The following is a 26,962-nucleotide window of genomic DNA, read 5'->3' as shown; positions in this document are numbered from 1 at the left end:
CGCGGCCGGTTTTTTTGTTTTTGAAAGTGACCGTCACATGAGCAAAAACTGGCGCCCCGCAACGCAACTGGTCCATGGCGGGACCACCCGTTCCCAGCACGGAGAGACCTCCGAGGCGATCTTCCTTACCCAGGGCTTTGTCTACGAGACGTCGGAAGCTGCGGAAGCTCGTTTCAAGGGCGAGACCGAAGGCTTCATCTACGCCCGCTACGGTAGCCCGACCAACGACATGTTTGAAAAGCGCATGTGCATGCTGGAAGGCGCCGAGGATGCGCGCGCCACGGCATCGGGCATGGCTGCCGTCACCGCCGCAATTCTCTGCCAGCTGAAGGCCGGCGACCACATCGTCGCCGCCCGCGCCCTCTTCGGCTCCTGCCGCTGGGTGGTCGAGACGCTGGCGCCGAAATACGGCATCGAGTGCACGCTGGTCGACGGACGCGACCTCGCCAACTGGGAAAAGGCGATCCAGAAGAACACCAAGGTCTTCTTCCTCGAAAGCCCGACCAACCCGACGCTCGAAGTCATCGACATTGCCGGCGTTGCCAAGCTCGCCAACCAGATCGGCGCCAAGGTCGTCGTCGACAACGTCTTTGCGACGCCGCTCTTCCAGAAGCCGCTGGAACTCGGCGCCCATATCGTCGTCTATTCCGCCACCAAGCATATCGACGGTCAGGGCCGTTGCCTCGGCGGTGTCGTGCTTTCCGACAAGGAATGGATCAACGAGCACCTGCACGACTACTTCCGCCACACCGGCCCGGCGATGTCGCCGTTCAACGCCTGGACGCTGCTGAAGGGCATCGAGACGCTGCCGCTACGCGTGCGTCAGCAGACGGAAACGGCCCGCCGCGTGGCCGACTTCCTGGCAGAACAGCCGCAGGTCGCCAAGGTCATCTATCCTGGCCGCAAGGATCATCCGCAGGCCGACATCATCGCCAAGCAGATGACCGGCGGATCGACGCTCGTCGCCTTCGAACTGAAGGGCGGCAAGGATGCAGCCTTCGCGCTGCAGAATGCGCTGGAGATCGTGCGCATCTCCAACAACCTCGGCGACAGCAAGAGCCTGATCACCCATCCGGGAACGACCACGCACAAGAACCTGACCGACGAGGCCCGCGAAGAGCTCGGCATTTCCGCTGGAACCGTGCGCTTCTCGGCCGGCATCGAGGACAGCGACGATGTGGTGGAAGATTTCGCCCGCGCGCTGAAGGCCGTGAAGTCCTGATTTTACGAAGACACGGCCGCCGTGATCAACGGCGGCCGACGCCGCTTGCCGGCCATCACGAGATGGTTTCCGGCGGCGCGGCGCCAAGGTGCCAGGCACGTTTCACCCGCTCGATCGCGTCAGCACGGCCATCCGTCCCATCATGGGATCGCACAATCTTGCCGTTATTCTTGACGAAACCATCTTGCTGTAGAATACCCTGAAAGACCTGAAGCAAGGTGATGCCCATGTATCGCGCTTTGACCCGCGACATAGAAGTTACGGTGGAGCCGTACTATCTCGAAGAGCAGTCGGATCCCGATGACGGCCGCTATGTCTGGGGCTATCGCATCGTCATCTCAAACCACTCGGACGCGTCCGTGCGGTTGATGACGCGCTACTGGCACATTACCGATGAGAACGGGCAAGTCGACGAGGTCAGCGGTCCGGGCGTCATCGGCGAGCAGCCGCTGCTCAATCCCGGCGATACCTATGAGTATTCGTCCGGATGCCCTCTGGATACGCCCTCAGGCGTCATGTTCGGCCACTACAGCATGGAATCGGAAGGCGGAGAGACCTTCAACGTTGCCATCCCCGCCTTCTCGCTCGATTCACCCGGGCTCGTGCGCACCCTGAACTGAAGCGCGTCCTTCGGACTAGCGTCGCTCTAAATCGCGGCCAGTCGGCCGGAAGCGCCCGCTACTGCGGGCGCACCTCGCTTGCTTCGAAGCGATAGGTCGTCGAGCAGAACTCGCAGGTCACCTTGACTTCGCCATCGTCGATGGTGCTTTCGAGGTCGTCCGTGCTCAGGTTGGACAACACCGACTGAAGCTTCTCGCGCGAGCAGCTGCAGCGGTCGTAGACCGCCTGCGGTTCGTAGACGCGGACGCCGCGCTCGTGGAACAGGCGATAGAGCAGCCGCTCGGTTCCGACCATCGGATCGGTCAACTCGTCCATGTCGATCGTTTCGACCATCACCTTGGCTTCGGCCCAGAGATCGTCGTCACCGAACGCGCTTTCACCATCATCACCATCACCGCCGGAAAGGTCGGGCTGGCGCATGCGTTCCGGCGCTTCCGGCAGGAACTGGGCGACCATGCCGCCGGCGCGCCAGCGATGGCGCGGCTTGCCGTTTTCGTCGCGATCGAGAAGCTCGGCCACGCCAAGGCGCACCTTGGTCGGGATCTGCTCCGACTGTCGGAAATAGACGCCGGCGATTTCTTCCAGCGTCGCTCCGTCGAGCGCAACGATCCCCTGGTAACGCTGGGTATGGGCGCCCTGGTCGATGGTGAAGGCGAGCACGCCCTTTCCGAGCAGCTCGTGCGAAAGGGTCCGGCCGTCCTTTTCGGCAGCGGCAAGCGCTTCCTGATCGTAGCGGGCATAGGCGCGCACGCGATCCGGCGTCGAGAAATCAGCGACCACCAGATCGACAGGGCCATCGCCCTGAGTCTGGACGATCAGCTTGCCTTCAAACTTCAGCGAGGTCCCGAGCAACACGGTGAGTACAACGGTTTCAGCAACCAGACGCGCGACCGGAAGCGGATAGTTGTGGCGCTCGAGGATTGCGTCCAGCATGGGGCCGAGCTGCACGGCGCGGCCGCGCACGTCGAGGCCTTCCACCTGGAAAGGCACGACGTGATCGTCACCGGCAAAGTCGAACTCACCAAGCCCTGGCGTCATGTCAGTCATGTCTTGCTCCTTGCCTTCAGCCACCAAGCTGCACCAGAGATATTGCTATCCCCGCGCAACGTGCTCGCTGTCTCAGTTGATCCCGCGATAAACGGATTGTCCACCAGGTATGTGCCGCCGCCATAGCAACGCACCACCTCGACGGTTGCGCGCTCACTACTTTCAGGAGCGCCCGTATGCCGCCTAAATCGTGTCGCACGTGGACAATGTCAAGTGCGGTGAACACGCCCCTATATGGCGCACGCTCGGCGGAGCGCACTGAAGCCTCTTCGCCGTCGCGCGCGACCGGGCAGCCGGCTCAGACGAGCCCCATGCACCAGGCAATGACCGACTTCTGTGCGTGCAGCCGGTTTTCCGCCTCGTCGAAGACCACCGACTGCGGGCCGTCGATGACCTCGTCGGTGACCTCTTCGCCGCGGTGCGCCGGCAGGCAGTGCATGAACAGCGCATCGGAGGCCGCACGCTTCATCAGCGCTTCATTGACCTGGTAGGGCTGGAAGACGTTGTGCCCGCGGGCGCGATGTTCCTGGTTCATCGAGATCCAGGTGTCGGTCACGACGCAATTGGCGTCGGCGACGGCCTGTTCGGCGTCATGACACAAAAGGACCTCGCCGCCATTGTTGCGCGCCCAGTTCAGGAACTTGTCCTGCGGCTCGGAACCGAGCGGCACGGCCATGTTCATGCGGTATCCGAAGCGGGCAGAACCTTCGATCAGCGAATGCAGCACGTTATTGCCGTCGCCGGTCCAGGCAATCGTCTTGCCCTTTACCGGACCGCGATGCTCCTCGAAGGTCAGGATATCGGCCATGATCTGGCAGGGGTGCGTATCGTCGGTCAGGCCGTTGATGACCGGGACCGTCGCATGCTCGGCCAGTTCCAGAAGGCGGCGATGGTCGGTGGTGCGGATCATGATGGCGTCGACGTAACGCGAGAGCACCTTGGCCGTGTCGCCGATCGTCTCGGCGCGGCCGAGCTGCATTTCGGTGCCCGACAGAAACAGGGTTTCGCCGCCGAGCTGGCGCATGCCGACATCGAAGGAAACGCGGGTGCGGGTGGAGGGCTTTTCGAAGATCATCGCCAGCATCTTGCCGGCGAGCGGCTTCTCGGCAGTTCCGGCCTTGGTCGCCGCCTTTCGGACGCGCGCATCGTCGATGATCGTCCGGAGGTCGGCGGCCGTCATGGCCGAAAGATCGAGAAAATGTCTGGTGCCTGCCATCGTACTCGGTTCCTGTCTGAAAAATCGGTCCCTGGTGCGGCACGCTATCCACGTGCCCGCACGAAGGTCATTCTAACGCCTTAGTCGTCCCTGGGTCGCTACCTTCAGGCCGCGGCGTTGCCGCTTGCCTTGCGAACCGCCTCGGCGGCGCGTTCGATACGTGCGAGCCCCTCGCGCGCCTCTTCCGCCGTCACGGTCAGCGGCGGCAGCAGACGCAGCACATTTTCGCCCGCCGGCACGGCCAGGAGCTTTTCGCCGCGGATTTCCTTCAGCAGATCGGCCGAAGGGCCCTTCACCTTGATGCCCAGCATCAAACCGTCGCCGCGGATGTCCTCGATGACATCAGGGAAACGGTCCTTGAGCGACGCAAGGCCCTGGCGGAAGACCAGCGCGACATCGCGCACATGCGTCAGGAATCCGTCGGCCAGAACGACGTCGAGCACGGCGTTGCCGACGGCCATGGCCAGCGGGTTGCCGCCATATGTGGAGCCATGCGTGCCCGCCACCATACCAGATGCGGCTTCCTCAGTCGCGAGGCAGGCGCCGAACGGGAAGCCACCGCCGATACCCTTGGCGACCGCCATGATATCCGGACGGATATCCGCCCATTCATGGGCAAACAGCTTGCCGGTACGGCCGACGCCGGTCTGGACCTCGTCGAGGATCAAGAGCAGGCCGAACTCGTCGCAAAGCGCGCGCAGTTCCTGCATAAATTCCTTGGTCGCCGGACGGATGCCGCCCTCGCCCTGGATCGGCTCGATCAGGATCGCTGCGGTTTCCTCGGTGATCGCATTCTTGACCGCGGCGATGTCGCCGAACGGAACCTGGTAGAAGCCCGGCGCCTTCGGCCCGAAACCTTCGATGTATTTCTGCTGACCACCGGCGGCGATCGTCGCGATCGTGCGGCCGTGGAAGGCGCCTTCGAAGGTGATGACGTGGAACTTCTCCGGGTGGCCCTTGGAGAAGTGGTAACGCCGTGCCGTCTTGATGGCGCATTCCAGCGCTTCCGCGCCCGAATTGGTGAAGAAGACCTTGTCGGCAAAGGTCACTGCCGTCAGCCGGCGGCCGAGGCTTTCCTGGCCCGCAATTTCATAAAGGTTGGACAGGTGCCAGACCTTGTCGGCCTGCGCCTTCAGCGCCTCGACCAGGTGCGGGTGCGCGTGGCCGAGCGAGTTCACGGCAACGCCGGCACCGAAATCGAGATAACGCGTGCCGTCTTCAGCGATCAGCCAGGCGCCCTCTCCTCGCTCGAAACGCAACGGCGCGCGCATGTAGGTATCGTAAAGCGGCGTGGTTGCAGTCATGCGAGGCTCTCCTTCACTCCAGATCGACATCGATCCCGCGCCTCACGCGGGCCGATAAAAATCAAAAATGCCGCCTTTCGGCGGCGCAGGCACTATTCCCATTTCGCGCTGCAATGTCAACAAAACCAAGCCTTGCAGCGCAACATGAAGGGTCGATTCCTGGCAGCAGAAAAATCGTCCGGGAGGGCTTGCAAAAATGCAACGCTGGCCGAGCAAGTTGGGGAAAACTACGAAATCGATTCGGCCTGATTCCCGGGACTCTTGCCACAGAGTCCAGCGGTCAGTACGTTAACATTCAATTACTAGACGCATGCGGCGGACCTAGTCACCAAAAGAGTTATCGCGTTTGCAACCCCGGGGTTTAGCCGGGGTGCGGTGAGGGATTCTGCCATCCCCAACGCTGAGAACGGAGAGTGCAGAAATGAACTGGACTGACGAGCGGGTGGAGAAACTGAAGAAGCTTTGGTCCGAGGGCCTGAGCGCAAGCCAGATCGCGGCGCAGCTCGGCGGCGTCAGCCGTAACGCTGTCATCGGCAAGGTTCACCGCCTGAGCCTGCCAGGTCGCGCCAAGGCCGGCGGCAGCACCACGACAGCAGCCCGTCCGAAGCGCCCGACTTCGGCACCGCGCGCACCGAACTACGCTTCGCGCGTTTCGACCCGCCCGGTTGCACGCGCGGCCGGCGCTGTCGTTCTCAAGGAAGAAATCGAAGTCGATCTCGTTGCCGAGCAGGATTTCAGCACCCGCACCGACGTTGTCGTGCCGATGTCGCGCCGCCTCGAGCTGACCCAGCTCACCGAGCGCACCTGCAAGTGGCCGATCGGCGACCCGCTGAAGGAAGAGTTTCACTTCTGCGGCAACGATTCCCCGGAAGCCTCGCCTTACTGCACCTTCCATGCGCGGCTGGCCTACCAGCCGTCGGGGGAGCGCCGCAGGGCCCGCTGAGAAGCTGGACGGCATCAATAAAAAAGGGGCCGATCGGCCCCTTTTTTTCTTGGCGACTTTCAGACCGCTCAGCTTTCGAGCGAATAGCCGGCGCCGCGAACGGTGCGGATGACGTCGGGCATGTTCGAGAAGTTCAGAGCCTTGCGCAGACGACCGACATGCACGTCGACGGTGCGCTCGTCGACATAGATGTCATGCCCCCAGACGCCATCCAGAAGCTGCGAGCGAGAGAAGACGCGGCCCGGCGAGGACATGAGGAACTCCAGAAGACGGAACTCGGTGGGGCCGAGGCGCACTTCGCGGCTGCGGCGATGAACGCGGTGGGTCTCGCGGTCGAGTTCGATGTCGCCGCAGCGAAGCAGCGTCGACAGCACCTCGGGCTTTGCCCGGCGCAGCATCGCCTTGACGCGCGCCATCAGCTCCGGCGTCGAGAAGGGCTTGACCACGTAGTCGTCGGCACCCGTCGCCAGACCCCGGACGCGCTCGCTTTCCTCGCCGCGCGCCGTCAGCATGATGATCGGCAGACGTTCGGTCTCCGGACGCTGGCGCAGCCGACGGCAAAGTTCAATGCCGGAAACACCGGGCAGCATCCAGTCGAGGATAAGCAGGTCGGGCAGCCGCTCCTGAAGCCGGATCTCCGCCTCGTCGCCCCGCAGGATCGTATCGACGTCGAAGCCCTCGGCTTCCAGATTGTAACGCAGCAGAACGCTCAGCGCCTCTTCGTCTTCGACTACGGCGATTTTTGGCAACATCAGGTAACGTCTCCTTACCGCGGGCGGCCTTTGGGCTCATCGGCCCGGCCGGCGCTCAGACACTCTAAATCTGGAGCACATCCGCCGTTTTCAAAGGCGGGGCGAAAACCGCATGCTTCAGATACAGGAATTCGGGGCCGCGACCGAAGCCGCGACCGGATCAGATTTCAAAGGGCATGCATGCTTACGGCGCGCTTGGCGCTCAGTCGTTGACCGAGCCCAGCGTCGACGTAGTGTCATCCTTCGGACGCTCGCCTTCCGGCTGAGCACCCGTCGCCATGTAATAGATCGTCTCAGCGATATTGGTCGCGTGGTCGCCGATGCGCTCGATGTTCTTGGCGCAGAACAGAAGATGCGTGCAGGGCGTGATGTTGCGCGGATCTTCCATCATGTAGGTCAAGAGCTCGCGGAACAGCGAGGTGTAGATCGCGTCGATCTCCTCGTCACGCTCGCGGATGCTGTTGGCCTTTTCCGGCGAGCGCGAGGCGTAGACGTCGAGCACTTCCTTGAGCTGGACGAGAGCGAGCTCTGCCAGATGCTCGAGGCCACGGGCGAGCTTGCGCGGAATGCCGGAGCCGGCGACCGCGATCACGCGCTTGGCGGTGTTCTTGCCAAGGTCGCCGACGCGTTCCAGATCGGAGGCGATGCGGATCGACCCCATGATCTCACGCAGGTCGGCGGCGACCGGCTGACGCTTGGCGATCGTGACGATCGCCTTCTCACCGATCTGGCGCTCGGCGTCGTCGAGGACGGTGTCGTCCGAGATCACCTTCTGTGCGAGAGCCAGGTCGGAGTTGACCAGCGCGCGAACGGACTCGGCGACCATCTGTTCGGCGAGGCCGCCCATCTCCGAGATGCGGCGCGTCAGGTACTTCAGTTCTTCGTCATAGGCGGACATGATATGCATGGACATGATCGTCGATCCTTACGGGCGCTTTGCAGTTACTGTTGCAGCCTTATGCGGCCTCAGCCGAAGCGGCCCATGATGTAATCCTGGGTGCGCTGGTCATCCGGATTGGTGAACATCTTGTCGGTGTCGTTCTCCTCGACGAGATTGCCGAGGTGGAACATGGCGGTGCGCTGCGAAACGCGGGCGGCCTGCTGCATCGAGTGGGTCACGATGACGATCGTGAAGTTCGTGCGCAGCTCGTGGATGAGCTCTTCGACCTTGGCGGTCGCGATCGGATCGAGAGCCGAGCACGGCTCGTCCATGAGGATGACTTCCGGGCTGACGGCGACGGCACGCGCGATGCAGAGACGCTGCTGCTGACCACCGGAAAGGCCGGTGCCGGGCTCCTGCAGACGATCCTTTACCTCGTTCCACAGACCGGCCTTCTGCAGGCTGGTCTCGACCACCTCGTCAAAGTCGGCCTTGGTGCGGGCAAGTCCGTGAATCCGCGGGCCGTAGGCGACGTTGTCGTAGATCGACTTCGGGAACGGGTTCGGCTTCTGGAAGACCATGCCGACGCGGGCGCGCAGTTCGACGACGTCGATCGTCGGGTCGTAGATGTCGTCCTCGTCGAGCGTGATCTTGCCGGTGACGCGGCAGTTCTCGATCGTGTCGTTCATGCGGTTCAGCGTGCGCAGGAAGGTCGACTTGCCGCAACCCGAAGGACCGATCAGCGCCGTGACCGTGTTCTCGCGGATGTTGAGGTTGACGTCGAAAAGCGCACGCTTCTCGCCGTAATAGACCGACACATCCTTGCCGATCATCTTGTAGGGCACGGTGTTCATTTTCTGATCCAGAGCCTTCTCGACTGCTGCTTCTGACATGATGTTCATAGTAATTACCTCACTACCAGCGGCGCTCAAAGCGACGTCGCAACAGAATGGCTCCAAGGTTCATGACGACCAGGAAGATGAGAAGAATGATGATTGCGCCGGAGGTGCGCTCGACGAAGGCGCGCTCCGCCTCATTGGCCCACATGTAGATCTGCACCGGCAGTGCCGTCGACGGTTCCATCGGCGAACCGGGAAAATCGACGACGAAGGCGACCATGCCGATCAGGAGCAGCGGCGCGGTTTCACCAAGCGCGTGGGCAAGACCGATGATGGTGCCGGTCAGGATGCCCGGCATCGCCAGCGGCAGCACGTGGTGGAAGATGGTCTGCATCTTCGACGCACCGAGACCGAGGGCCGCCGAGCGGATCGACGGCGGGACCGCCTTCAACGCCGCACGGGTGGCGATGATGATCGTCGGCAGGGTCATCAACGTCAGCACGAAGCCGCCGACGACGGCTGCCGAGCGCGGCATGCCGGCGAAGTTGATGAAGACGGCGAGACCCAGGAGGCCGTAGACGATCGACGGAACGGCCGCGAGGTTGTTGATGTTGACCTCGATCAGGTCGGTCAGCCGGTTCTTCGGCGCAAACTCCTCGAGGTAGATCGAGGCGGCGACGCCGATCGGAAGCGACAGCACCAGCACGATCAGCATCATGTAGAGCGAGCCGAGGGCAGCGACGCCGACGCCTGCCGCTTCGGGACGACTGGAGGCGCCGAAGGTGAAGATGCCGGTGTTGAAGCTCTTCTTCAGGATGCCGGCGCTCGCCAGCTCGTTCATCCAGGTCACCTGCTGGTCCTTGACCTTGCGCTTGCCCTCATCGACCGAGAGATCGATCTGGCCCTTGAAGGCGGAGTCGATGTTGGCCTCGGCCAGCAGCGTGACAGGAACCGTCTTGCCGATGATCGACGGGTCGGCGGCGACCATGTCGCGCAATAGCGTGCGGGAGCTCGCGGAAACCATGTCGGTCGCCTGCTTGACCTGCGGCCGCTTGGTGGCGTCGATGCCGAGCTGCTTGACGAGCGCGTCGCGCACCAACAGCGGATAGTTGGCGGTCATCAGCACCTTGCCGTCGGTCGCGCGTTCGCCTTTGGGGTCGATGACCTTTTCGGTGAATTCGATCGGCAGCGTAATCGTCGTCTGCTGGAATGCGGTGTAGCCGTTGGAAAAGACGGTCCACAGCAGCAATGCCAGGAAGAAGAGACCGGTGCTGATCGCGGCCATGCCGTAGAAGCGGAACCGGCGTTCGGCAGCATAGCGACGCTTGATGCCGATATCGCGCTTGGCGGATGCGGGACGGGCGGAGATCCGGACGGTCGGGGAAGCGATGTCGGTCATTCGTACTGTTCCCGGTATTTGCGCACGATGTAGAGCGCGTAAATGTTGAGGCCGAGCGTGATGACGAAGAGCGTGATGCCCAGTGCAAAGGCCACCAGCGTCTGCGGCGAGGTGAACTCGAGGTCACCTGTCAGCTGGTTGACGATCTTAACGGTCACCGTCGTCATCGGCTCGAAGGGATTGATCTGCATGCGGGCCGCCACACCGGCTGCCAGCACCACGATCATGGTCTCGCCGACGGCGCGCGAGGCGGTGAGCAGCAGCGCGCCGACGATGCCCGGGAGGGCTGCCGGAAGGATGACCTTCTTGACCGTCTCCGAGCGGGTGGCGCCAAGGCCGAGCGAGCCGTCACGAAGTGCCCGCGGCACCTGGGTGATGATGTCGTCCGACAGCGACGACACGAATGGGATCAGCATGATGCCCATGACGATGCCCGCCGTCAGAACGCTCTGTGCCTGGATGAAGTTCTGGTAGTTGCCGGTCATGAGACCGTTCATCTGGGCGGAGATGTCACGCAGGAACGGGCCAACGGTCACCAGCGCAAAGAAACCGTAGACGATGGTCGGGATGCCGGCGAGCACTTCGAGCAGCGGCTTTGCGGTCGAACGCAAGCGCGGGCTTGCATATTCCGCCATGTAGATCGCCGCGAAGAGGCCGATCGGCACCGCAAACAGCATGGCGACGAAGGCGATGTAGAGCGTGCCGGCAAGAAGCGGGATGAGGCCGAACTGGCCCGAAGCGCCGCCGCTGCCGGCAGCGGCAAACCGCGGATCCCATACCGTGCCGAAGAAGAACTCGAACGGCGAGACCATGGTGAAGAAGCGTCCGGCTTCCGACAGCATCGAGGCGACGATGCCGACCGTCGTCAGGATGGCGATGGAGGACGCGACGATCAGCGAGCCGAGAATGACCCGCTCGACCTGGTTGCGGGCGCGGAAGCGGGTCGCGACGTTGCGGATGGCGTAGACGCCGCCGGCAATCGCGATCAGCAGAACGGCGACCGTCATCAGCCAGCGGTTGGTCGCGGTCATCGCGTTGAAGTGCTTGGCGACGGTGACCATGTAGGGATCGCCTTCGCCAGCAAGGGCAACGCCCTTGGACGCGAGCGTCGCGCGAAGATTGGCGGAGCCGCCCTCAAGGGCTGCGAGTTCCTCGCCGCTCAGGCGCAGAAGGCCACCGGCAACGGATTTGACCTGACCGAGCGCGAGCTGCACGGCGGCAGGGCCCTGGCTCTGGACGCTATCCGGCAAGGCCGCGCGCGTGCTTCCGTCGATATACACGGGAGCGGCGAACAGCCAGGTGCCGAGAACGAGTGCGGCCGGAAGCATCGCCCAGATGGCGACGTAGCTACCGTGATAGCCCGGCAGAGAATGAAGGTTGGAGAGCTTGCCGCCGGACTGCGCCAGCGAACGGGCGCGGCCTGCAAAATAAGCAATGAAACCAATAACAATAATGAGCAAAAGAAGGAGCGAAGTACTCATCCGCACGTCTCCCCGGCATCGCCCGTCATGGGTGCCGGCAAATCGAATGAAGGCATGCCCCGGCGCGAAGACATCGCGCCGGGGCTTGTCATTATCAGAGCATGTTGCCGGCAGAGAAAGCCTTGCGGATTTCTTCGCGCTCAGCGTCCGGAGCGGCAACGAGGCCGTATTCGGCGAGCGGGCTTTCCGGGCCGATCATCTGGTCGTCGAGGAAGAACTCAACATATTCCTTGAGGCCCGGGATAACGCCGAGATGTGCCTTCTTGACGTAGAAGTACAGCGGGCGGGAAACCGGGTACTCGCCGGAAGCGATCGTTTCGGTCGACGGTACGATGCCGTTGACGGTCGCGACCTTCAGCTTGTCGGCGTTGTTTTCGTAGAATGACAGGCCGAACACGCCGATGCCGTTCTTGTTGGCAGCGATACGGGCGAGCGTTTCGGTGTAGTCGCCGTCGATGTCGACAGCCAGGCCGTCCTTGCGGACTGCGACGCACTTGCTGTGCTGCTGCTTTTCATCGGCAACGGCAGCCTTGATCACGTCAACGGCGCCAGCGTTCTTGCAGCCTGCAGCGAGGATCTTCTCTTCGAAGACTTCGCGGGTGCCGTGCTTTTCACCCGGGATATAAGCGGCGATTTCGACGGCCGGCAGGGCGGCGTTGACTTCGGACCACTTCTTGTAGGGGTTGGCGACGATCTTGCCGTCGACGACGACTTCAGCAGCGAGCGCCTTGTAGAGGTCTTCCGGCTTCAGGGCGAGGTCGGCATTGCCGGCGTCGGTCGCAAAGACGATGCCGTCATAACCGATCTTCACTTCCTGGATTTCGGTGACGCCAGCGGCCTTGCAGGCCTCGACTTCGCTGTCCTTGATCTTGCGCGAGGAGTTGGCGATGTCGATGGTATCAGGGCCAACGCCCTTGCAGAATTCCTTCAGGCCAGCGGAGGAGCCGCCGGATTCGACCACCGGGGTCTTGAAGTCGGGGAAGGTCTCGCCGAACGTCTCGGCGACGATTTTGGCGTAGGGAAGAACGGTCGAGGAGCCAGCGACCTGAACCTGATCGCGAGCGGCGGCTGCGCCGGCAAATGCGGCCGAAGCGACCAGCGCCGCGACAGTGAGTTTAAGAGCTTTCATAAAAGTTCTCCCGGAATGGGCTTGTGTTGGTGTGCGCCAAGCGTTGCAGCGCTCTTCGCCGTCTTATCGGCTGCCCCTAACTAGCTGCCGATGGCCACACCTTTTATGTCAGTTCGACGAAACATTTATGACAGCTCATGTTATTGAAAATGCTAATGAAAAATGGGCACCCCCGGGTTTTCCCGCGCCAATATGTCAGAAGCGGACCGTAAAGGTCGTGCCTTTGCCGACCTCTGAATGGATGAGGAGCCGGGCACGATGCCGCGTGAGAATGTGCTTGGCGATGGCAAGGCCCAGGCCGGTACCCTTCTTCGAGCGGCTGGCCTCGACATTGACCCGGTAAAACCGCTCGGTGATGCGCGGCACATGCTCGGCCGGAATGCCCGGGCCATAGTCCTTCACGACGACTTCGGCCTCGCCTCCCTCGCCGCCATGCAGGATTACGTCCACCTTCTTGCCTTCCTGGCCGTACTTGCACGCATTCTCGATCAGGTTCTCGAAGACCTCGATGAGTTCGTCGCGTTCGCCGCGGACGACCACGGGCTTGTCCGGCACCACGAGCGAGACGGTGACATCCAGATCCTTCGCCAGCGGCAGCAGGCTGTCGCGGACATGCCCGAGCAGCGGCGCCAGATCGACGGGGTCATCGGGCGCGATATGCGAGCGCAACTCCAGCCGCGACAGCGACAGCAGATCGTCGACAAGCCGGCTCATGCGCGTCGCCTGCTCGTGCATGATGCCGAAGAACTTTTCCTGCGCCTTCAGATCGTTGCGCGCCGGACCCTGGAGCGTCTCGATGAAGCCGCGCAAGGATGCCAGCGGCGTGCGCAGCTCGTGGCTGGCATTGGCGACGAAGTCCGAGCGCATGCGGTCGATACGGCGCGCCTGAGAGATGTCGCGATAGGTCAGCAGGAAGATCCGCTTGACCGGCCCGTCGCCCGGAATTTCAGCCGGAGCGACCCGCACCACATAGACGGCGTCGGACGGCAACTGCTCGTTATGCTCGATCTGGTTCGCCTTGCCGGTCGCCATCGTCTCGCGGACCATGTCGAGGATGCCGGGCGAACGCACCCGAGCGGCAAGATAGGTGTTTGGCGGAATGGTCCCGAAGGCCTTCTCGGCTGCGATGTTCTGGAACACCACCGTCTCGTCGGCAGCAATCACCAGAACCGGCATGTCGAGCGCGTTCAGCGCGGGCACCAGCGGGTCGCTCGCCGGGCCGGCAGCGACCACCGCCTTGGCCGGGCTCAGAATAACCGAGGTTGGCGCGCTACGGTTGAGCAACGCGGCGACGAGAACGATCCAGAAGGGCAGGACAATCAGGAAATGAATACCCGCGACGGTCGCAAGGATCGCCAGGAGCACGGTGAGCCCCAGCAGCCAGCGCTCTGCTTTCAGCCGCGGAACCAGGTTCCGCCAGAACGCCTTCGAACCGTCCACCTCGACATCCTCATGAATCACTTTCTTTTCCTCCCGGACCAAAATGGTCGAGGAATAGCGATCCTTCATGACATGATTTTCACGACCGGCTTGAATCCGCAACGCAATTATGGCCTCCTCCAACGAAATCGGGTCGCGAGCGCCTTGTTTATCCGATGACAGGCGCAGGCCCGAAAGTTTGAAAACGCGCATGATCCTTCCGATGATCGAAGCCGGTTTTCGGGCCCGTGCGCCAAGCCGAAAGGGCGAACCGATGGCAGCGACGGATACGGCGGACAAGGCGGAGAACCGCGCGGTGGAACTCGAAATCGGCGGCAAGAGTCGCGTTTTCGACATCGACAATCCCGAGTTGCCGAAGTGGATCGACGACGCGGCATTTTCCTCCGACGACTACCCCTACAAGAAGAAGCTCGACGACGACGAATATCTGGAAACGCTGGAAAAGCTGCAGGTCGAACTGGTCAAGGTTCAGCTCTGGCAGCAGAAGACCGGCAAGCGCATGATGGCGTTGTTCGAGGGCCGGGACGCCGCCGGCAAGGGCGGTGCGATCCATGCGACTATGGACAACCTCAACCCTCGCTGGGCGCGTGTCGTCGCTCTGACCAAACCGACCGAAACCGAACGCGGGCAATGGTATTTCCAACGTTATGTCGCGACCATGCCGACGGCCGGCGAATTCGTGCTGTTCGACCGCTCCTGGTACAACCGCGCCGGCGTCGAACCGGTCATGGGCTTCTGCACACCCGAAGAGCACAAGCAGTTCCTGAAGCAGGCTCCCCGCTTCGAGAAGATGATCGTGCATGAGGGCATCCAGTTCTTCAAATTCTGGATCAACATCGGCCGCGAGATGCAGCTGAAACGCTTCCACGATCGCCGCCACGACCCACTGAAGATCTGGAAGCTGTCGCCGATGGACATCGCGGCGCTCAACAAATGGGACGATTATACCGCCAAGCGCGACGAGATGCTGAAGGAGACCCACACGGATCATGCACCCTGGACGGTGGTACGCGGCAACGACAAGCGGCGAGCCCGGCTCAACCTGATCCGCCACATCCTTTCCTCGCTCGATTACGAGGGCAAGGACAAGGGCGCGATCGGCGAGGTCGATGACAAGATCATCGGATCCGGCCCCGGTTTCCTGAAATAGACGCCGGCCCTGTCAAAACCGATGACGCCGATGGGGCCGGCAGGTTTTCCCGCCGCCCCACCCCGGAAAGCCTTGGCGACCGGTCTTATTGCCCCGGCAGGACGCGGATGGCGTAGAGGCTGAGGCTCTTGCCCTCACCGCTGATATCGCTGTTGATCACGATCTGGCCTGGCGAGCTCGGCGCCAGGCTACGGTCGAAGGTGATCTTGAACAGCATGTCGAGCCGCTCGTCATGCACGGTGAAGCGATGGCGCCCGCATTCGCCGAGCGAGGAGAAATTGCACTCGACCGCGAACTCCGTGGTCTTGCCGGGCTCGGCCTGCACGGTCAACGCCAGCGTCGACGTCTTGCCGGAGAGTTCCGCCAGGACCGAGGCCGGGATTTCGATGGTGATATCCCCTTCCGCGTCGGCGACCGCCGATGTCAGCTGCACGCGTCGCCCACCTTCATCGTCCACCGGCTCGACCTTTGCCTGCGCTCCGGGTGCGATCGCGCCGGTTTCCTTGGGCGTGAAGACCTCGACCCAATCGCCGGTAAAGCCCTGCTGCGCGCCGAGCGTCCGCAATCCCGCCGCGCCATCGAAGTCTTCCGACGCAACCGATGCCGGGGGATTGGCAACATTCGTGTCGCGCTCGGCGGCAGATTTCAGCAGGTCATTGGTCTGCACCCACCAGGCCGCGGCCCCTGCTGCGGCGGCAAGCGTGACGACGACCATGGTGAAGGACAGAAAGCGGCTGCGCTTGCGCCGGCGTTTGCGCGTATCTCCGCGGACCGTGGGCGCGATGCTCGCAGTTTCGCCAGCATCTGCCGCGCTCTCGGCGGCTGCACGCGTCGATACCACCGGACCGTCGCGATCGGCACGCAGACCACCGAGACCGCCATCGCTCGCCGCCTGGCGCGGCGCGTCGCCGGCAAAACCGGGTTCCCGACGACCGGCCGCCGGGGCCTGTGGCTGGCTCTGGGGCGGAGTCTGGGCTTGAGGTTGGGGTTGGGCCTGCGTCGGTGACCGGACTTGCGGCTCGACCCGTGGCTGTGCCGGCCCGCGCGCCCGCGCGGCATCGTCGAGGCTGACCACCGGAGGTGCCGGTTGTCGCGTCCTCAGTGCCGCTCTCTCTTCCGTTTCGATCGCATGGATGACGGCTTCGAGCCGATGGCGCTGCTGGGCGATGACGTTGCCGTCCTCGATCCCCTGTTTCTGCAACCCGGTTTCGAGCGCCTGACGGGCAGATTGATAAATGCGCGCCCGCGTTTCCGCATTGGCGCGATCGGAGCGCTCAAGGGCATTTCTGATTGCAGTCTCAAGTCCGCTCACATCAAGTCCTTCTGTGTAGGCAGGGCTTTGGACCTGCCGGCGCGCCGCGGTTGACCACCGCTCTCGATCCAACCGCAAGGGCATAAGGGTTAAATCTGGAGGCACGCCGTTGGTTTTGTTAACAATTGCGTAACCGCTGCTGCCAGAATCCGCAAGTCCGGCGACGGGCGCGACCGGCCAAGGCCGGGGAAAACGCTTTCCTTCACGGCGCCTGTGCGAAAAAAGAGGCGGCGACATCGCGGCCAAACCGCCCTTTGCAAGCGGCAAACTTGCTGCTATCTATTTTGACGTTTACGCAAACGTCAAAAATTTGGCGCGCCTTACCGAGGGATGGAGAAACCGATGCCGCTTCCGCCAATTCTTTCCGGAACGACGAGACTGCCGGTTGTCGGCGCCCCCCTGTTCATCATCTCCAACCCGAAGCTGACGATCGCGCAGTGCAAGGCTGGCGTGATCGGCGCCTTCCCGGCGCTGAACGCCCGCCCGCAATCGCAGCTCGACGAATGGCTGGCCGAGATCACCGAGACGCTTGCCGACCACGACGCCAAGAATCCCGGCCGGCGGGCCGCCCCCTTTGCCGTCAACCAGATCGTGCACAAATCCAATGCGCGGCTCGAGCAGGACCTGATGCTCTGCATCAAATACAAGGTGCCGGTCGTCATCTCCTCGCTCGGCGCCGTGCCCGAGGTTAATGCGGCCATCCATTCCTATGGCGGCATCGTGCTTCACGACGTCATCAACAACCGCCACGCCAATTCGGCGATCCGCAAGGGCGCCGACGGCCTGATCGCGGTGGCCGCCGGCGCCGGCGGCCATGCTGGCACGCTTTCCCCGTTTGCGCTTGTCCAGGAAATCCGCTCCTGGTTCGACGGGCCGCTGCTTCTCTCGGGCGCGATCGCTACCGGCGGCGCCATTCTGGCGGCCCAGGCGATGGGCGCCGACATGGCCTATATCGGCTCGCCCTTCATCGCGACGGAAGAGGCGCGCGCCAGCGACGCCTACAAGCAGATGATCGTCGACAGCAACGCCGCAGACATCGTCTACTCCAATTACTTCACCGGCATCCACGGCAACTACCTGAAGCCCTCGATCTCGGCCGCCGGCATGGACCCGGACAATCTGCCCGAAGCCGACCCGTCGAAAATGGACTTCGGCGCGGCGACCGACGGCGCCAAGGCCTGGAAGGACATCTGGGGATGCGGCCAGGGCATCGGCGCGGTCAAGGAAGTGACATCCGTCGCCCGCATGGTCGACCGGCTCGAGCGCGAATACGATGCAGCGCGCACCCGCCTCGGCCTGCACTCCGCACCCGCAGCGACAGCCAACAAGGAATTTTCAAGTTCTCGCAACTGATGGCTTGAAATCTCGGCGCTTTGCGTTTATCAGCGCCTCACATTCGTTCCGCGGGCTTCCGCGGAACTGCCTCCGGGCCGCTTTAGCTCAGTCGGTAGAGCACATCATTCGTAATGATGGGGTCACGTGTTCGAGTCACGTAAGCGGCACCATTCCTCCTTGAAAAGAAAAGCACGATCGCCAACGGCGAAAGTACCACTCTGTCGTCGGACAAACGATCGCCGAGATTGCCCTATCTCGCTCGGACTTTCCAGCCGTGCTTGGCATCAGACACGGTTCCAGGTGACTTCACGTCGGTCACCCAAATCTCCAGTCCATTGGCACCCGGTCGTTGACGCTTTTGCGGAAACCACGGCCGGTTCGGGTCGACGGCAATCAGCATGCCTTCATCATTGCCGATCGCGGCAAAGCTGGACGAGGCTGGCCCCACCGTTCCGACACCGAACGTCCAGGCCGCCTCGGCCACCATGCCCTCGACATCATCGGAGGGAACGCCGACCTCGCTCAGGCAGGACAGGTCAGCGCCGCTGAACGGTCGCTTGTCCGCGGGATGGATCAGCCTGCGGCGGCCGATCAATTCGAGCACGGCATTGTCGGGGCCGTCGAAGTAGATCGACCTTGATTGCCAATCTCCTTCAAGGGCAAAGCACGCTTCTCCACCCGGCTCCTTTTGGAGCAATGTCCGCCCCTCCAACCAAGCGACGGCCATGTCAAAACGCGCAAAGGGGATGTTGAAGGCCAGGTGCACGCCGTGCGGCGCTCCCTCAGCCGCCGGGATCAGCTGAATTTCGCTCCGCCCCACCTGGATGGAGTTCCCGGCGGTCGGCAGTTCGAGGACGTCGCGAAAGAAGGCAGCACTTTTGGCGACGTCCGATGCCGGCAGAATTAGTCTGGAGATGTGCATGAAGTCCGATCCGTCACATGGCAATTGGCTCTATCGGACAAGTTCATAAGACCTCAACTTAAGTTGAGGTCAAGACGCTTCCCGATCCTGGACCACGGACAGCCGGATTTTCTGTTTCGAACCTCACCACAACGAGCCCAAACAGACAGGCCGAGCCTGATCAGGGCACGGCCTCCCCGACGAAGCGACGCGCGTCACAGCAGCAACAGCTTCTTCAGCACCGAAAACACTTCCTTGTAAGGCAGCCTTGTCGCGCCTGCGACGGCGAAGGGAATAAGAGCGGCGGCAGCGACCGGCACGACGGCGTCGCGGCTGATGAGCATGGTCGAAAGCTTCTTGGTCGCATCGAACAGTTTGCCGGGGTCGGCCACGTCGTCGTCGGGTTCCTCGGTCGCGTCGGCTGCCACGTTGCGGCCGAGCACCTTGCGCTCTGCTGCGCGCTGGAAGCGGGTCGCCTGCACGCCGAACATCAGCAGCCCGGTTTCCTTCAGCCGTGCCAGCGGCTTGGAAAAGGCCGACAACGGATAGGCGAAGAAGGCGATCACGATCGCCAGCCACCCGCTCATGATCATGCTGAACGTCGTCATCGACAGCGTCTCCTGCAGCAGGTGCTTCATGACCGCTGCCGCGATCGCCGCGCTCATGCCGAAGACGAAGAACATGTAGGCGTTCGGATATTGCGACAGAAAGCCGAGGCCACCCTTGCCATCGGGATGGGCGGCGACGAGGCGAAGCTCCAGTTGAGCGATCTTGCGCAAAAGTCGCGCCCAGACGAGGTGCCGCCATACCCCGCGCAGGAACAGGAAGACGAAGAGCGGTAGGCTGACGCAGATCGACCACCAGCCGGCAGCGGTAATCCTGTTGCCCTCGGCCGTATGCTCGACGGCCCAGAACGAGGCGTCTGTCGTATGGAAGTTCAGGAAGGAAAGCAGCGCCGCGACCGCGGCGAGTGCCAGGCAGACGGTTTCCGCCAGCCCGGAATCGCGTTGTTTCAGCGCGTTGGAAATCGCGCGCGCGGCTGATGGCATCGAGGTCGGAGCAATGAGCGGCGCGCGCGAAAACTGTCCGAGCTTGATGCGAAGGCCCCGCTCGACCTGCTGTTCGGCCAGCACGAAAGCGGCAATCGCGACGAAGAACTTTGCCCACACGCCCGGATCGGTCAGATAGGCGCCCTGGGTATGGTCGAGCGACAGGCTGTCGGGCAGGCCAAGCAGAAAGGGAACGCCCCAGGCAAGCGCGACGAAAAGCAAAGCCCGCTTTCCTGACTGCAGCGCGTTCGCACGCAACAGCTTCAGCCTTGCCTGCAGCTCGAAGAACGGGCCGCCATGGGACGCGAGGTACTCGGCGATCTTTCCCTGCCGAGCTGCCGGCGCGGCATCCGCCGCGTCGCCGCCGGATGCCTTGGCGCCTGGGTCCGCTCCGCTCATGGCGCTCAATCCTCCACGACCTGCCAGTTGTCGTTGGGATTGAACTGCCGGATCCCTTCAGCAACGCTCTCGGTCTTGTCGCCCAGATCGGCCTGGTAGACGGTGCCGTTGCGGTTGACGACGAAGGTGTGGACGCCCGTTGCGCCATACTTCACCGGCCAAGCGACCAGAGCGAAGCCCGCAATCATGTTGCCGTTGATGATGTAGTCGAACTTGCCGCCGGCGATGTTGTCGCCCTGGCTCGTCAGCACGCGGTAGCGATAACCGAAATAGCCCTTGCCGGCCTGGGCCCTGGCAAGCACTGCGCCATCGGCGAGCGCTTCACCCGCGGGACTCTGTGGCTGGCCCTCGCCCGCGGGCCAGTAGAGCCCGTCGGTCTTGCCCTCGCTGCTGATCAGCTTCTGCGCGTATTCGAGCACGCCGTCGCCGTCATGATCTTCCTGCGCATATTCCTCCTGCGCCTCGACATAGGCGCGGACCGTCGCGATCGTGTCGAGTTCGTTGCGGCCGACCAGGCGATTGGCGATCTCCTCGAGACCGGTATAGGTGTCGAAGGCCCATTTTCCGTCGTCGCCCTTGGCAATCGGGAACGGGAAGGGCCAGAGCACTTCGCCGATCTCCAGTACCTTTCGGTTTTCGACGTCCTGTACGGCCACCTTCTTCTTTACGCCCGCCTGGATATCGGCGTAGGCGTCCATCACCCCGTCGCTGGTCTTGGCCTTGGCCGCATCCAGCCCCACCAGGTTCGCGAGCTTGTCGAAATCGCCCGAACCAACGGCGGCCTTGAACGCATCGATTGCCTGTTCCGGTGTGTCGAACGCCGGCGGATCGCTTGCGGCCGCATAGTCGGAGAGCGGCGTGTGCGCCGCGGGATCCTGCGCAGAAGCGACCGTCGCCGAGCCGCTGGCGAGCACGGCGGCTGCAAAGGAAGACAGGAGCAGATCATGTACGCGCTTGGTCATTTTCGTTCTCCTCCCTTGAGTTACCGGTGCCGTCCGCCGCCGCCGCCACCACCACGCCTGATCTCACGGTGCGGCTGGCCACCGCCGCGCTGGCCGCCACCAAGCGCCTGGCGGCCGCGGTCCGACTGCATCTTGGTCACCCGTCCGCTCTGGACCTGACCAAGGGCGGATGGTTTTCCGCCACCGCCACGATCGATCTTGCCGCCCGGCTTCGGCTTGGCGACCTGGCGATCGGCCCGGGCCGCCGGCTTGGCATTGCCGATCTTGTCGCCCTGAGGTCTCTGCTTGACCTGGTTGCCCGGTTTGCGGTCGCCAGGAGCTGCGTTGGTTCGCCCGAGATTTTCCCGCTGGCGCGCCTCGACCTTGCTCTTGCGGACATCGTCGACCGAGATCCGGCTACCGGATCTATTTGCCGCCGCGCCGATCTCGTTGGTGCGGGCCACCTTCGCCCGGTTGGCGATGTTGTTGCCTTTCGCCGACTTGAAGTCCCGCTCCATGGAGGTGCGATCGATCTTGGCGAACTGGTTCTTGTCGAAGCTGATCTTGCTGCGGTCGACATTTTTCCAGTCGACGTCGTTGAATTTCACCTTGCCGTTGATGTTGTTGAAGCAATTGTTGCAGTCGATATCGACATCGCCGCCGTTCCAGCGCCCGCCCCAGACGCCCCAGTCGTCCCAGTCGACGACCGCGGCAAAGGCAGCCCCCGTGACCACGCCGGCAAAGAAGGTCGCCGTCGGATAGTAGTAGTTCGGATAGGGCTCGGGATAATAGGCGATCGGGGCCGGCTGATAGCCCGGATCATAGAGCATCTGCGGCTCGTATTGGGGGACGTAGATTTTCTCCGGATTGGCGGCCTGGATCACGACGTTGTCGTTTTCCTGTTTCACCACCACCTTGTCGTCCGACTTGATGACGCCGTCGGCGACGGCCTTGTCGCGCAATTGCTGGATGGCGACGAGCACGTCCTTCTGCTGATAGGCGAGCGCGTCGCTGAGCGACTGGGTCCAGTCGAGGTCGTCGCTCATCATCTTTACGATCTGAGGATAGTTCAGAAGCGAGACGATGCTGCCGTCCCAGCTGTCCTTCGGCTTCATGTCCTTCTTGGTCTGCGAAACCTCGAGGAAGCGCTCGGCCTCGACGATCTGCAGCGGGTAGAGCGAGGCAGAGGTCACGAGTGCGACGAGTTCGTCGGGGTAGAGCGCAATGCGCGCGACGAGGACCTCGAGCTCATCTTCGCTGAGCGGTTGCGGCGCCTCTTCGGTCGCCGCCTGGGCGGCGGCCTGCTCCTGCGCCAGCGCAGTGCCCACCGCAAACGAACCCGTCAGCAAGGCAAGCAACGCCACCGTTGGCGCACGCAAAGAACGAGGTCGGTCGAACATGGTCTCTCCTATCCAGGCACAACGATCAACAAACGAGCCTGGGAGATCCCCCGGCTTGGACGTCACGGCGCCGGCCATACGCGGCCGGCGGGGCAATCGCGAGAATTCCCATTCGCTGTCATCGACGTCCCCTTCCGCACGCTTGCGTGGAGAACCTGGTCGCTTGTCAGAAAGCCGAATGGGACAATCAGGAAGAGCGGCATGAGCACCGGCAGCCAGCTGGCCAGCTGCCGGTGAATTTTAGACATGAGAAACAGAACGCCCGGCAATTGCAACCGGAAAATGAGGACGTGCGTGCGCGCACGCCGTCTTTGCTTGCGCGAGAGCCGGGCCGAAGCCCGTGCCCGCCAGCCGCGAACGTCCCGGATCAAGGGCGGTCGGCATCGGCTCCGAGCATCATTTCAGGCTGCCGTCGCCGCTTCGATCCGCGGTCTTGAAATCCGCCATCACCCGATCAAGAAACTCGTTCCGGCTGATCTTGCCGTCGCTGTTGGTATCCGTGGCGGCAAATTGCTGAGCGTTCAGCGCCTGCTTCGTCTCGTCGGACGTAAGATTTCCGTCCTTGTTCTTGTCGAGATTGTCGAAGGCGCTCGCCATGAAGGCCTCGTACTCGGACCGCTCGACCGCGCCGTCCTTGTTGCTGTCGAGCGCGCTCATCTGTCCCTGGTTCATCGTCGCAGCTTGCTGCGCGATCGCCGGTGTGATCTGGCCGAGCGCAAGCACGCTCATAAGAACGATTTTCTTCATTCTGCTCTGTTCCTCGATCAATAATAGCGGCATGTCAGCGCGTTGCCGGCAGCAGCGCCGAGTGTCGCTCCACCACCAACGGCCCATAGCTGACCGGTGCCTGAACCAATGGTCGAGCCGATCAGGCCGCCGACAATGGCCCCACCAACGGTTCCGGCAATGCAGCCGAATTCGTTGCCGGTCGAACCGCTCTTGGACATATAGGCCGATTGGCACCCCGATAAGGCTAGGGCGCCGGCAAGAACGATAGTTATGGTCTGCTTGCTCATCTTATCCTCCAATATGGCCGTCTGATTGCAATAGAGATCGGCGGAGGCGCCATTGAGTGGCGTCGGATGTAAATAAGCTTCCGAATATTCTCCCGGAATCGGGGGAGACTCTTCTGTTGGATCAGAAGCAGCTCGCGGATTAGACATGCAGTCTGGCAACAAGAGGGCCTTGAACTGCCGGCGAATACTACGCCCGAGAACCCCCGATGACAACGGACAGCGTGATTTTGTAGAGCGCACGGCGCCGGCGCCCCTCCCCGCCGCCCTTTCGGCCTCTGGAATCGTCTCCCGCGCGGCGACATCTCACCTTAGATTTTCTAGGGTCTCCCTCGAAATATCGTCATTTGTGCCGTCGGGCCGGGCGGTCTAGCTCTTTGCCGTCCCGTTGGGCACTTCTTGCAGGGTCTCCATGGCCTGGCGGGACATGGGCCGGCAAAGCGCCAGCTCGGACCCGACACAGCATCTCCGACCGTGGCCGGCGACCCTCCCACACCGCGCCACCGACAGCATACCTATCGAGAGAGAACACATCGAATGGATAGAATGGCGACAATTAAATTAGGTCTTTCTACTGCAATCCTTGCGACCCTGGCGTCCAGCGCCTTCGCCGAAGGCGGCGAGCGGGCGCAGATTGCCGCTGCCGTGGACAAGGCGATCCGCCCTATCATGCGCGAACACAAGGTGCCGGGCATGGCCGTCGCCGTCACCGTTGAAGGCCGGCACTACTTCCTGAACTACGGCGTCGCTTCCAAGGAAACGAACGCACCGGTTACCGAGAATACGCTGTTTGAACTGGGCTCGATCAGCAAGGCCTTCGCCGCGACACTGGCGTCCTATGCGCAGGTCACCGGCAAGCTCTCCTTCGACGATCATCCCGGCAAGTACATCCCGGCCTTTGCGGGCACGCCGATCGACAAGGCGACCCTCCTGCATCTTGCCACCTATACGGCTGGCGGGCTGCCGTTGCAGTTTCCCGATGCGGTCAAGAGCGACGCCGACATGGTCGGCTATTTCAGCACATGGAAACCGGAGGCCAAGCCCGGCAAGACGCGTCGCTATTCCAACCCGAGCATCGGCCTCTTCGGCCACACCGCGGCATTGGCGATGGGCGGCAGCTTCAGCGCGGTTCTCGAAAGCGAGATCTTTCCCAAGCTCGGCCTGAAGCACAGCTATGTCCGCGTTCCCGATAGCCAGATGGGCAGCTACGCCTGGGGCTACGGCAAGGCCGACAAGCCAATTCGCGTCACCGCCGGTACGTTCGACGCGGAGGCCTATGGCGTAAAGTCATCGGCGATAGACATGATCCGCTTCGTCGAAACCAACATCCAGCCTGAACTTCTCGACGGCGCGATCCGCAAGGCGGTCGAAGGCACCCATGTCGGATATTTCGACAGCGGCAAGATGGTGCAGGGGCTGGGCTGGGAACAATACCCCTACCCCGTTTCGCTGGAGCGGCTGCTCGACGGCAATTCGCGCGACATGGCCCTGAAAAGCAACCCGGTCAAGGCATTGGATCCCCCGAAGCGCCCCGATGGCTCGACGCTCTACAACAAGACCGGCTCCACCAACGGCTTCGGCGGCTATGTCGCCTTCGTACCGGAGAAGAAGATCGGCATCGTGCTGCTTGCCAACCGCAACTACCCGAACCCCGAGAGGATCAAGGCTGCCCACGCGATCCTGAAGTCGCTGGAAGCGGCGGCGAAGTAACGGCAGATCGCCCGCGTCAGTTTCGTGTCGCGGCAAGCCCGCGACACGGGAAACGACATCCATCAACAACTCTGCAGCGAATCTTCAATCAGCGCCTGCTTGCATATTGACGCCGAGTATTGTCATCTGCATTTCGCGAAAGCGCGATCAGATGCAGTCGAGTTCAGGCGTATGTGGGGATGCCGATGTTCGAATGGGTGGGAGTTCAGGGTTCGTTACATCGGGGAGGCGCAGGCAGGGGGCGGACAATGTTCGTGCTTGCGGCGCTGACGCTGCTTGCCGGCTGCGGCGGCCATGCCAAGGGTGTGATGGCGCCCGTCGCACTCACCACTCCGGTCCCGGGCGCATCCACCGTCGACATGCTTGTCGCAACCACGCGCGAACCCTCCGGCGATCCGGCAACGCTCTTTTCCGGCGAGCGCGACGCCAATACTTTCCTTACCGACGTCGCGGTTTCGATCCCGCCGGAAACGGCACGCAAGTCTGGCACGGTGCAATGGCCGCGCAAGCTGCCGCCGGATCCGGCCAAGGAATTCGCCGTCACGCGGGTGAACGAGCTCAAGTCGCTCGATGAAGCCAAGTCCTGGTTCCTGCAGCACGATGTCGGCGGCAATGCCTTCGTCTTCGTGCACGGCTTCAACAATCGCTACGAGGATTCGGTCTACCGGCTGGCGCAGATCGTGCATGACTCGGAGGTCCAGGCAACGCCGGTTCTCTTCACCTGGCCTTCGCGCGCCAACGTGTTCGACTACAACTACGACAAGGAAAGCACGAACTATTCGCGCACGGCGCTCGAAGACATTCTGAAAAAGCTATCCGACGCGCCGAAGGTCAAAAGCATAACCATCCTCGCCCATTCCATGGGTACCTGGCTGACGATGGAATCGCTCCGGCAGATGGGCATCCGCGACGGCAACGTGCCGTCCAAGATCGAGAACGTCATCCTCGCCTCGCCCGATATCGATCTCGATGTCTTCGCCAAGCAGTTTGTCGAGATGGGCAAGAAACGGCCGAAGTTCACCATCTTCGTTTCGCAGGACGACCGCGCCTTGGCGCTTTCGAGCTTCATCTCGGGCGACGTTTCACGCCTTGGCGCAATCGACCCGTCGGCAGAGCCTTATCGCACTCAGCTTGAAAGGGCCGGCATCACTGCCATCGATCTGACAAAGGTTAAGTCTGAGGACGGCCTGCACCACGGAAAGTTTGCGGAAAGCCCCGAGATCGTCCAGCTCATCGGCACGCGGCTCGCCACGGGGCAGACGCTCACAGATTCCGATATCTCGGTTGGAACCGGCATTGCCGCGGTCGTTGCCGGCACGGCGAGAAACGTCGGCAACGTCGCGGCCGTGACGGTCTCGGCGCCTGTGTCGATCCTCGAAAACCCGCAGCCGGCAAAGAAGAAGAAGGTGGTCGTCGGAGACACGCTGGCGACCGACATGCCGACGCCGGTGAAGATAAAGTAAGGCTTGGCGGCAGCCT

25 protein-coding genes and 1 tRNA gene are annotated in these 26,962 nt (G+C 62.6%); 8 read left to right on the top strand and 18 right to left on the bottom strand.

Going from position 1 to position 26,962, the window contains the following annotated elements; genetic code table 11:
• Positions 1-37 precede the first annotated feature (37 nt).
• The gene (locus tag IB277_RS17195; protein WP_090295028.1) at positions 38-1,222 is read left to right on the top strand and encodes an O-succinylhomoserine sulfhydrylase; all 1,185 of its coding nucleotides are present in this window, start codon (positions 38-40) and stop codon (positions 1,220-1,222) included.
• A gap of 55 nt (positions 1,223-1,277) precedes the next feature.
• Here the strand turns inward: IB277_RS17195 and IB277_RS17190 are convergent, their stop codons facing one another.
• Entirely contained in the window at positions 1,278-1,451 is a 174-nt protein-coding gene (locus IB277_RS17190; protein ID WP_156552925.1) for a hypothetical protein, read from the bottom strand.
• Between IB277_RS17190 and apaG the strand changes: the two genes are divergently transcribed.
• Positions 1,450-1,842, top strand: coding sequence for a Co2+/Mg2+ efflux protein ApaG (gene apaG, locus IB277_RS17185; RefSeq protein WP_034797159.1), 393 nt, complete (start codon positions 1,450-1,452; stop codon positions 1,840-1,842). The genes IB277_RS17190 and apaG overlap by 2 nt on opposite strands.
• Positions 1,843-1,900: 58 nt before the next feature.
• Here apaG and IB277_RS17180 read toward each other — a convergent pair whose 3' ends face one another.
• The 3 genes from IB277_RS17180 to IB277_RS17170 form a co-directional block, all read right to left on the bottom strand.
• Positions 1,901-2,890 (bottom strand): Hsp33 family molecular chaperone, encoded by a 990-nt coding sequence (locus IB277_RS17180; protein WP_034797161.1) that lies wholly within the window; start codon positions 2,888-2,890, stop codon positions 1,901-1,903.
• 298 nt (positions 2,891-3,188) lie between these two features.
• On the bottom strand, positions 3,189-4,106 hold the full coding sequence (gene argF / locus IB277_RS17175; RefSeq protein WP_034797163.1) for an ornithine carbamoyltransferase: 918 nt from the start codon (positions 4,104-4,106) through the stop codon (positions 3,189-3,191).
• 104 nt (positions 4,107-4,210) lie between these two features.
• Positions 4,211-5,410: an aspartate aminotransferase family protein gene (locus IB277_RS17170; protein WP_192371324.1), complete on the bottom strand. Its 1,200-nt coding sequence runs from the start codon at positions 5,408-5,410 to the stop codon at positions 4,211-4,213.
• Positions 5,411-5,831: 421 nt separating this feature from the next.
• Here IB277_RS17170 and IB277_RS17165 point away from each other — a divergent pair, with 421 nt between their 5' ends.
• Positions 5,832-6,353 (top strand): GcrA family cell cycle regulator, encoded by a 522-nt coding sequence (locus IB277_RS17165; RefSeq protein ID WP_034797167.1) that lies wholly within the window; start codon positions 5,832-5,834, stop codon positions 6,351-6,353.
• A gap of 68 nt (positions 6,354-6,421) precedes the next feature.
• Here IB277_RS17165 and phoB read toward each other — a convergent pair whose 3' ends face one another.
• The 7 genes from phoB to phoR all read right to left on the bottom strand — a co-directional run bounded on the left by phoB (position 6,422) and on the right by phoR (position 14,294).
• A complete protein-coding gene (gene phoB / locus IB277_RS17160) occupies positions 6,422-7,105 on the bottom strand; it encodes a phosphate regulon transcriptional regulator PhoB (protein WP_034797168.1) in 684 nt (227 codons plus the stop codon).
• A gap of 202 nt (positions 7,106-7,307) precedes the next feature.
• Complete coding sequence (gene phoU, locus IB277_RS17155; protein WP_089043230.1) at positions 7,308-8,021, bottom strand: phosphate signaling complex protein PhoU; 714 nt, start codon at positions 8,019-8,021, stop codon at positions 7,308-7,310.
• A 50-nt stretch (positions 8,022-8,071) separates the two neighbouring features.
• Entirely contained in the window at positions 8,072-8,887 is an 816-nt protein-coding gene (gene pstB / locus IB277_RS17150; RefSeq protein ID WP_034797173.1) for a phosphate ABC transporter ATP-binding protein PstB, read from the bottom strand.
• Positions 8,888-8,900: 13 nt separating this feature from the next.
• Positions 8,901-10,223: a phosphate ABC transporter permease PstA gene (pstA, locus tag IB277_RS17145; RefSeq protein ID WP_034797174.1), complete on the bottom strand. Its 1,323-nt coding sequence runs from the start codon at positions 10,221-10,223 to the stop codon at positions 8,901-8,903.
• Entirely contained in the window at positions 10,220-11,704 is a 1,485-nt protein-coding gene (gene pstC / locus IB277_RS17140) for a phosphate ABC transporter permease subunit PstC (RefSeq protein ID WP_090295030.1), read from the bottom strand. The genes pstA and pstC overlap by 4 nt, the downstream gene beginning before the upstream one ends.
• 94 nt (positions 11,705-11,798) lie before the next feature.
• On the bottom strand, positions 11,799-12,833 hold the full coding sequence (locus IB277_RS17135; protein WP_034797176.1) for a substrate-binding domain-containing protein: 1,035 nt from the start codon (positions 12,831-12,833) through the stop codon (positions 11,799-11,801).
• A 195-nt stretch (positions 12,834-13,028) separates the two neighbouring features.
• A complete protein-coding gene (gene phoR / locus IB277_RS17130; RefSeq protein ID WP_034797603.1) occupies positions 13,029-14,294 on the bottom strand; it encodes a phosphate regulon sensor histidine kinase PhoR in 1,266 nt (421 codons plus the stop codon).
• 232 nt (positions 14,295-14,526) lie between these two features.
• On the opposite strand from phoR, the gene ppk2 reads away from it, so the two are divergent.
• Entirely contained in the window at positions 14,527-15,423 is an 897-nt protein-coding gene (ppk2, locus tag IB277_RS17125; protein ID WP_034797604.1) for a polyphosphate kinase 2, read from the top strand.
• Between the two features lie 85 nt (positions 15,424-15,508).
• On the opposite strand, the gene IB277_RS17120 is transcribed toward ppk2, so the two are convergent.
• Complete coding sequence (locus tag IB277_RS17120; RefSeq protein ID WP_090295031.1) at positions 15,509-16,735, bottom strand: biotin transporter BioY; 1,227 nt, start codon at positions 16,733-16,735, stop codon at positions 15,509-15,511.
• 342 nt (positions 16,736-17,077) lie between these two features.
• Here IB277_RS17120 and IB277_RS17115 point away from each other — a divergent pair, with 342 nt between their 5' ends.
• Together IB277_RS17115 and IB277_RS17110 are read left to right on the top strand one after the other, a co-directional pair.
• Entirely contained in the window at positions 17,078-18,088 is a 1,011-nt protein-coding gene (locus tag IB277_RS17115) for a nitronate monooxygenase family protein (RefSeq protein WP_034797180.1), read from the top strand.
• A 76-nt stretch (positions 18,089-18,164) separates the two neighbouring features.
• Positions 18,165-18,240 (top strand) — tRNA-Thr (locus IB277_RS17110).
• 80 nt (positions 18,241-18,320) lie between these two features.
• Here the strand turns inward: IB277_RS17110 and IB277_RS17105 are convergent.
• From IB277_RS17105 to IB277_RS17080, 6 genes are all read right to left on the bottom strand, one after another.
• A complete protein-coding gene (locus IB277_RS17105) occupies positions 18,321-18,836 on the bottom strand; it encodes a hypothetical protein (protein WP_210187436.1) in 516 nt (171 codons plus the stop codon).
• A gap of 350 nt (positions 18,837-19,186) precedes the next feature.
• A complete protein-coding gene (locus tag IB277_RS17100) occupies positions 19,187-20,419 on the bottom strand; it encodes a hypothetical protein (RefSeq protein ID WP_090295033.1) in 1,233 nt (410 codons plus the stop codon).
• Between the two features lie 5 nt (positions 20,420-20,424).
• A complete protein-coding gene (locus tag IB277_RS17095; RefSeq protein ID WP_089043225.1) occupies positions 20,425-21,381 on the bottom strand; it encodes a DUF2950 domain-containing protein in 957 nt (318 codons plus the stop codon).
• A 20-nt stretch (positions 21,382-21,401) separates the two neighbouring features.
• Entirely contained in the window at positions 21,402-22,760 is a 1,359-nt protein-coding gene (locus IB277_RS17090; RefSeq protein ID WP_051659370.1) for a DUF3300 domain-containing protein, read from the bottom strand.
• Between the two features lie 396 nt (positions 22,761-23,156).
• The gene (locus tag IB277_RS17085; protein ID WP_090295034.1) at positions 23,157-23,507 is read right to left on the bottom strand and encodes an EF-hand domain-containing protein; all 351 of its coding nucleotides are present in this window, start codon (positions 23,505-23,507) and stop codon (positions 23,157-23,159) included.
• A 17-nt stretch (positions 23,508-23,524) separates the two neighbouring features.
• Positions 23,525-23,776 (bottom strand): glycine zipper 2TM domain-containing protein, encoded by a 252-nt coding sequence (locus IB277_RS17080; protein ID WP_034797201.1) that lies wholly within the window; start codon positions 23,774-23,776, stop codon positions 23,525-23,527.
• A 534-nt stretch (positions 23,777-24,310) separates the two neighbouring features.
• Between IB277_RS17080 and ampC the strand changes: the two genes are divergently transcribed.
• Positions 24,311-25,483, top strand: coding sequence for a class C beta-lactamase (gene ampC / locus IB277_RS17075; RefSeq protein WP_060581846.1), 1,173 nt, complete (start codon positions 24,311-24,313; stop codon positions 25,481-25,483).
• Positions 25,484-25,731: 248 nt separating this feature from the next.
• Complete coding sequence (locus IB277_RS17070; protein WP_051659371.1) at positions 25,732-26,946, top strand: alpha/beta hydrolase; 1,215 nt, start codon at positions 25,732-25,734, stop codon at positions 26,944-26,946.
• The last annotated feature ends 16 nt before the right edge of the window (positions 26,947-26,962 follow it).

Source organism: Ensifer sp. ENS07 (assembly GCF_014852185.1).
Lineage (GTDB): Bacteria > Pseudomonadota > Alphaproteobacteria > Rhizobiales > Rhizobiaceae > Ensifer > Ensifer adhaerens.
Note: the sequence above shows the minus strand (reverse complement) of the source record. Positions and strands in the feature narration are given on the sequence as shown.

What these genes read in the sequence shown, in the direction of transcription:
- IB277_RS17195 (WP_090295028.1), top strand. Translation starts at nt 38, where the DNA reads ATGAGCAAAAACTGGCGCCCCGCAACGCAACTGGTCCATGGCGGGACC.
- apaG (WP_034797159.1), top strand. Translation starts at nt 1,450, where the DNA reads ATGTATCGCGCTTTGACCCGCGACATAGAAGTTACGGTGGAGCCGTAC.
- IB277_RS17190 (WP_156552925.1), bottom strand. Translation starts at nt 1,451, where the DNA reads ATGGGCATCACCTTGCTTCAGGTCTTTCAGGGTATTCTACAGCAAGAT.
- IB277_RS17180 (WP_034797161.1), bottom strand. Translation starts at nt 2,890, where the DNA reads ATGACTGACATGACGCCAGGGCTTGGTGAGTTCGACTTTGCCGGTGAC.
- argF (WP_034797163.1), bottom strand. Translation starts at nt 4,106, where the DNA reads ATGGCAGGCACCAGACATTTTCTCGATCTTTCGGCCATGACGGCCGCC.
- IB277_RS17170 (WP_192371324.1), bottom strand. Translation starts at nt 5,410, where the DNA reads ATGACTGCAACCACGCCGCTTTACGATACCTACATGCGCGCGCCGTTG.
- IB277_RS17165 (WP_034797167.1), top strand. Translation starts at nt 5,832, where the DNA reads ATGAACTGGACTGACGAGCGGGTGGAGAAACTGAAGAAGCTTTGGTCC.
- phoB (WP_034797168.1), bottom strand. Translation starts at nt 7,105, where the DNA reads ATGTTGCCAAAAATCGCCGTAGTCGAAGACGAAGAGGCGCTGAGCGTT.
- pstB (WP_034797173.1), bottom strand. Translation starts at nt 8,887, where the DNA reads ATGAACATCATGTCAGAAGCAGCAGTCGAGAAGGCTCTGGATCAGAAA.
- pstA (WP_034797174.1), bottom strand. Translation starts at nt 10,223, where the DNA reads ATGACCGACATCGCTTCCCCGACCGTCCGGATCTCCGCCCGTCCCGCA.
- pstC (WP_090295030.1), bottom strand. Translation starts at nt 11,704, where the DNA reads ATGAGTACTTCGCTCCTTCTTTTGCTCATTATTGTTATTGGTTTCATT.
- IB277_RS17135 (WP_034797176.1), bottom strand. Translation starts at nt 12,833, where the DNA reads ATGAAAGCTCTTAAACTCACTGTCGCGGCGCTGGTCGCTTCGGCCGCA.
- ppk2 (WP_034797604.1), top strand. Translation starts at nt 14,527, where the DNA reads ATGGCAGCGACGGATACGGCGGACAAGGCGGAGAACCGCGCGGTGGAA.
- IB277_RS17115 (WP_034797180.1), top strand. Translation starts at nt 17,078, where the DNA reads ATGCCGCTTCCGCCAATTCTTTCCGGAACGACGAGACTGCCGGTTGTC.
- IB277_RS17100 (WP_090295033.1), bottom strand. Translation starts at nt 20,419, where the DNA reads ATGAGCGGAGCGGACCCAGGCGCCAAGGCATCCGGCGGCGACGCGGCG.
- IB277_RS17095 (WP_089043225.1), bottom strand. Translation starts at nt 21,381, where the DNA reads ATGACCAAGCGCGTACATGATCTGCTCCTGTCTTCCTTTGCAGCCGCC.
- IB277_RS17090 (WP_051659370.1), bottom strand. Translation starts at nt 22,760, where the DNA reads ATGTTCGACCGACCTCGTTCTTTGCGTGCGCCAACGGTGGCGTTGCTT.
- IB277_RS17085 (WP_090295034.1), bottom strand. Translation starts at nt 23,507, where the DNA reads ATGAAGAAAATCGTTCTTATGAGCGTGCTTGCGCTCGGCCAGATCACA.
- IB277_RS17080 (WP_034797201.1), bottom strand. Translation starts at nt 23,776, where the DNA reads ATGAGCAAGCAGACCATAACTATCGTTCTTGCCGGCGCCCTAGCCTTA.
- ampC (WP_060581846.1), top strand. Translation starts at nt 24,311, where the DNA reads ATGGATAGAATGGCGACAATTAAATTAGGTCTTTCTACTGCAATCCTT.
- IB277_RS17070 (WP_051659371.1), top strand. Translation starts at nt 25,732, where the DNA reads ATGTTCGTGCTTGCGGCGCTGACGCTGCTTGCCGGCTGCGGCGGCCAT.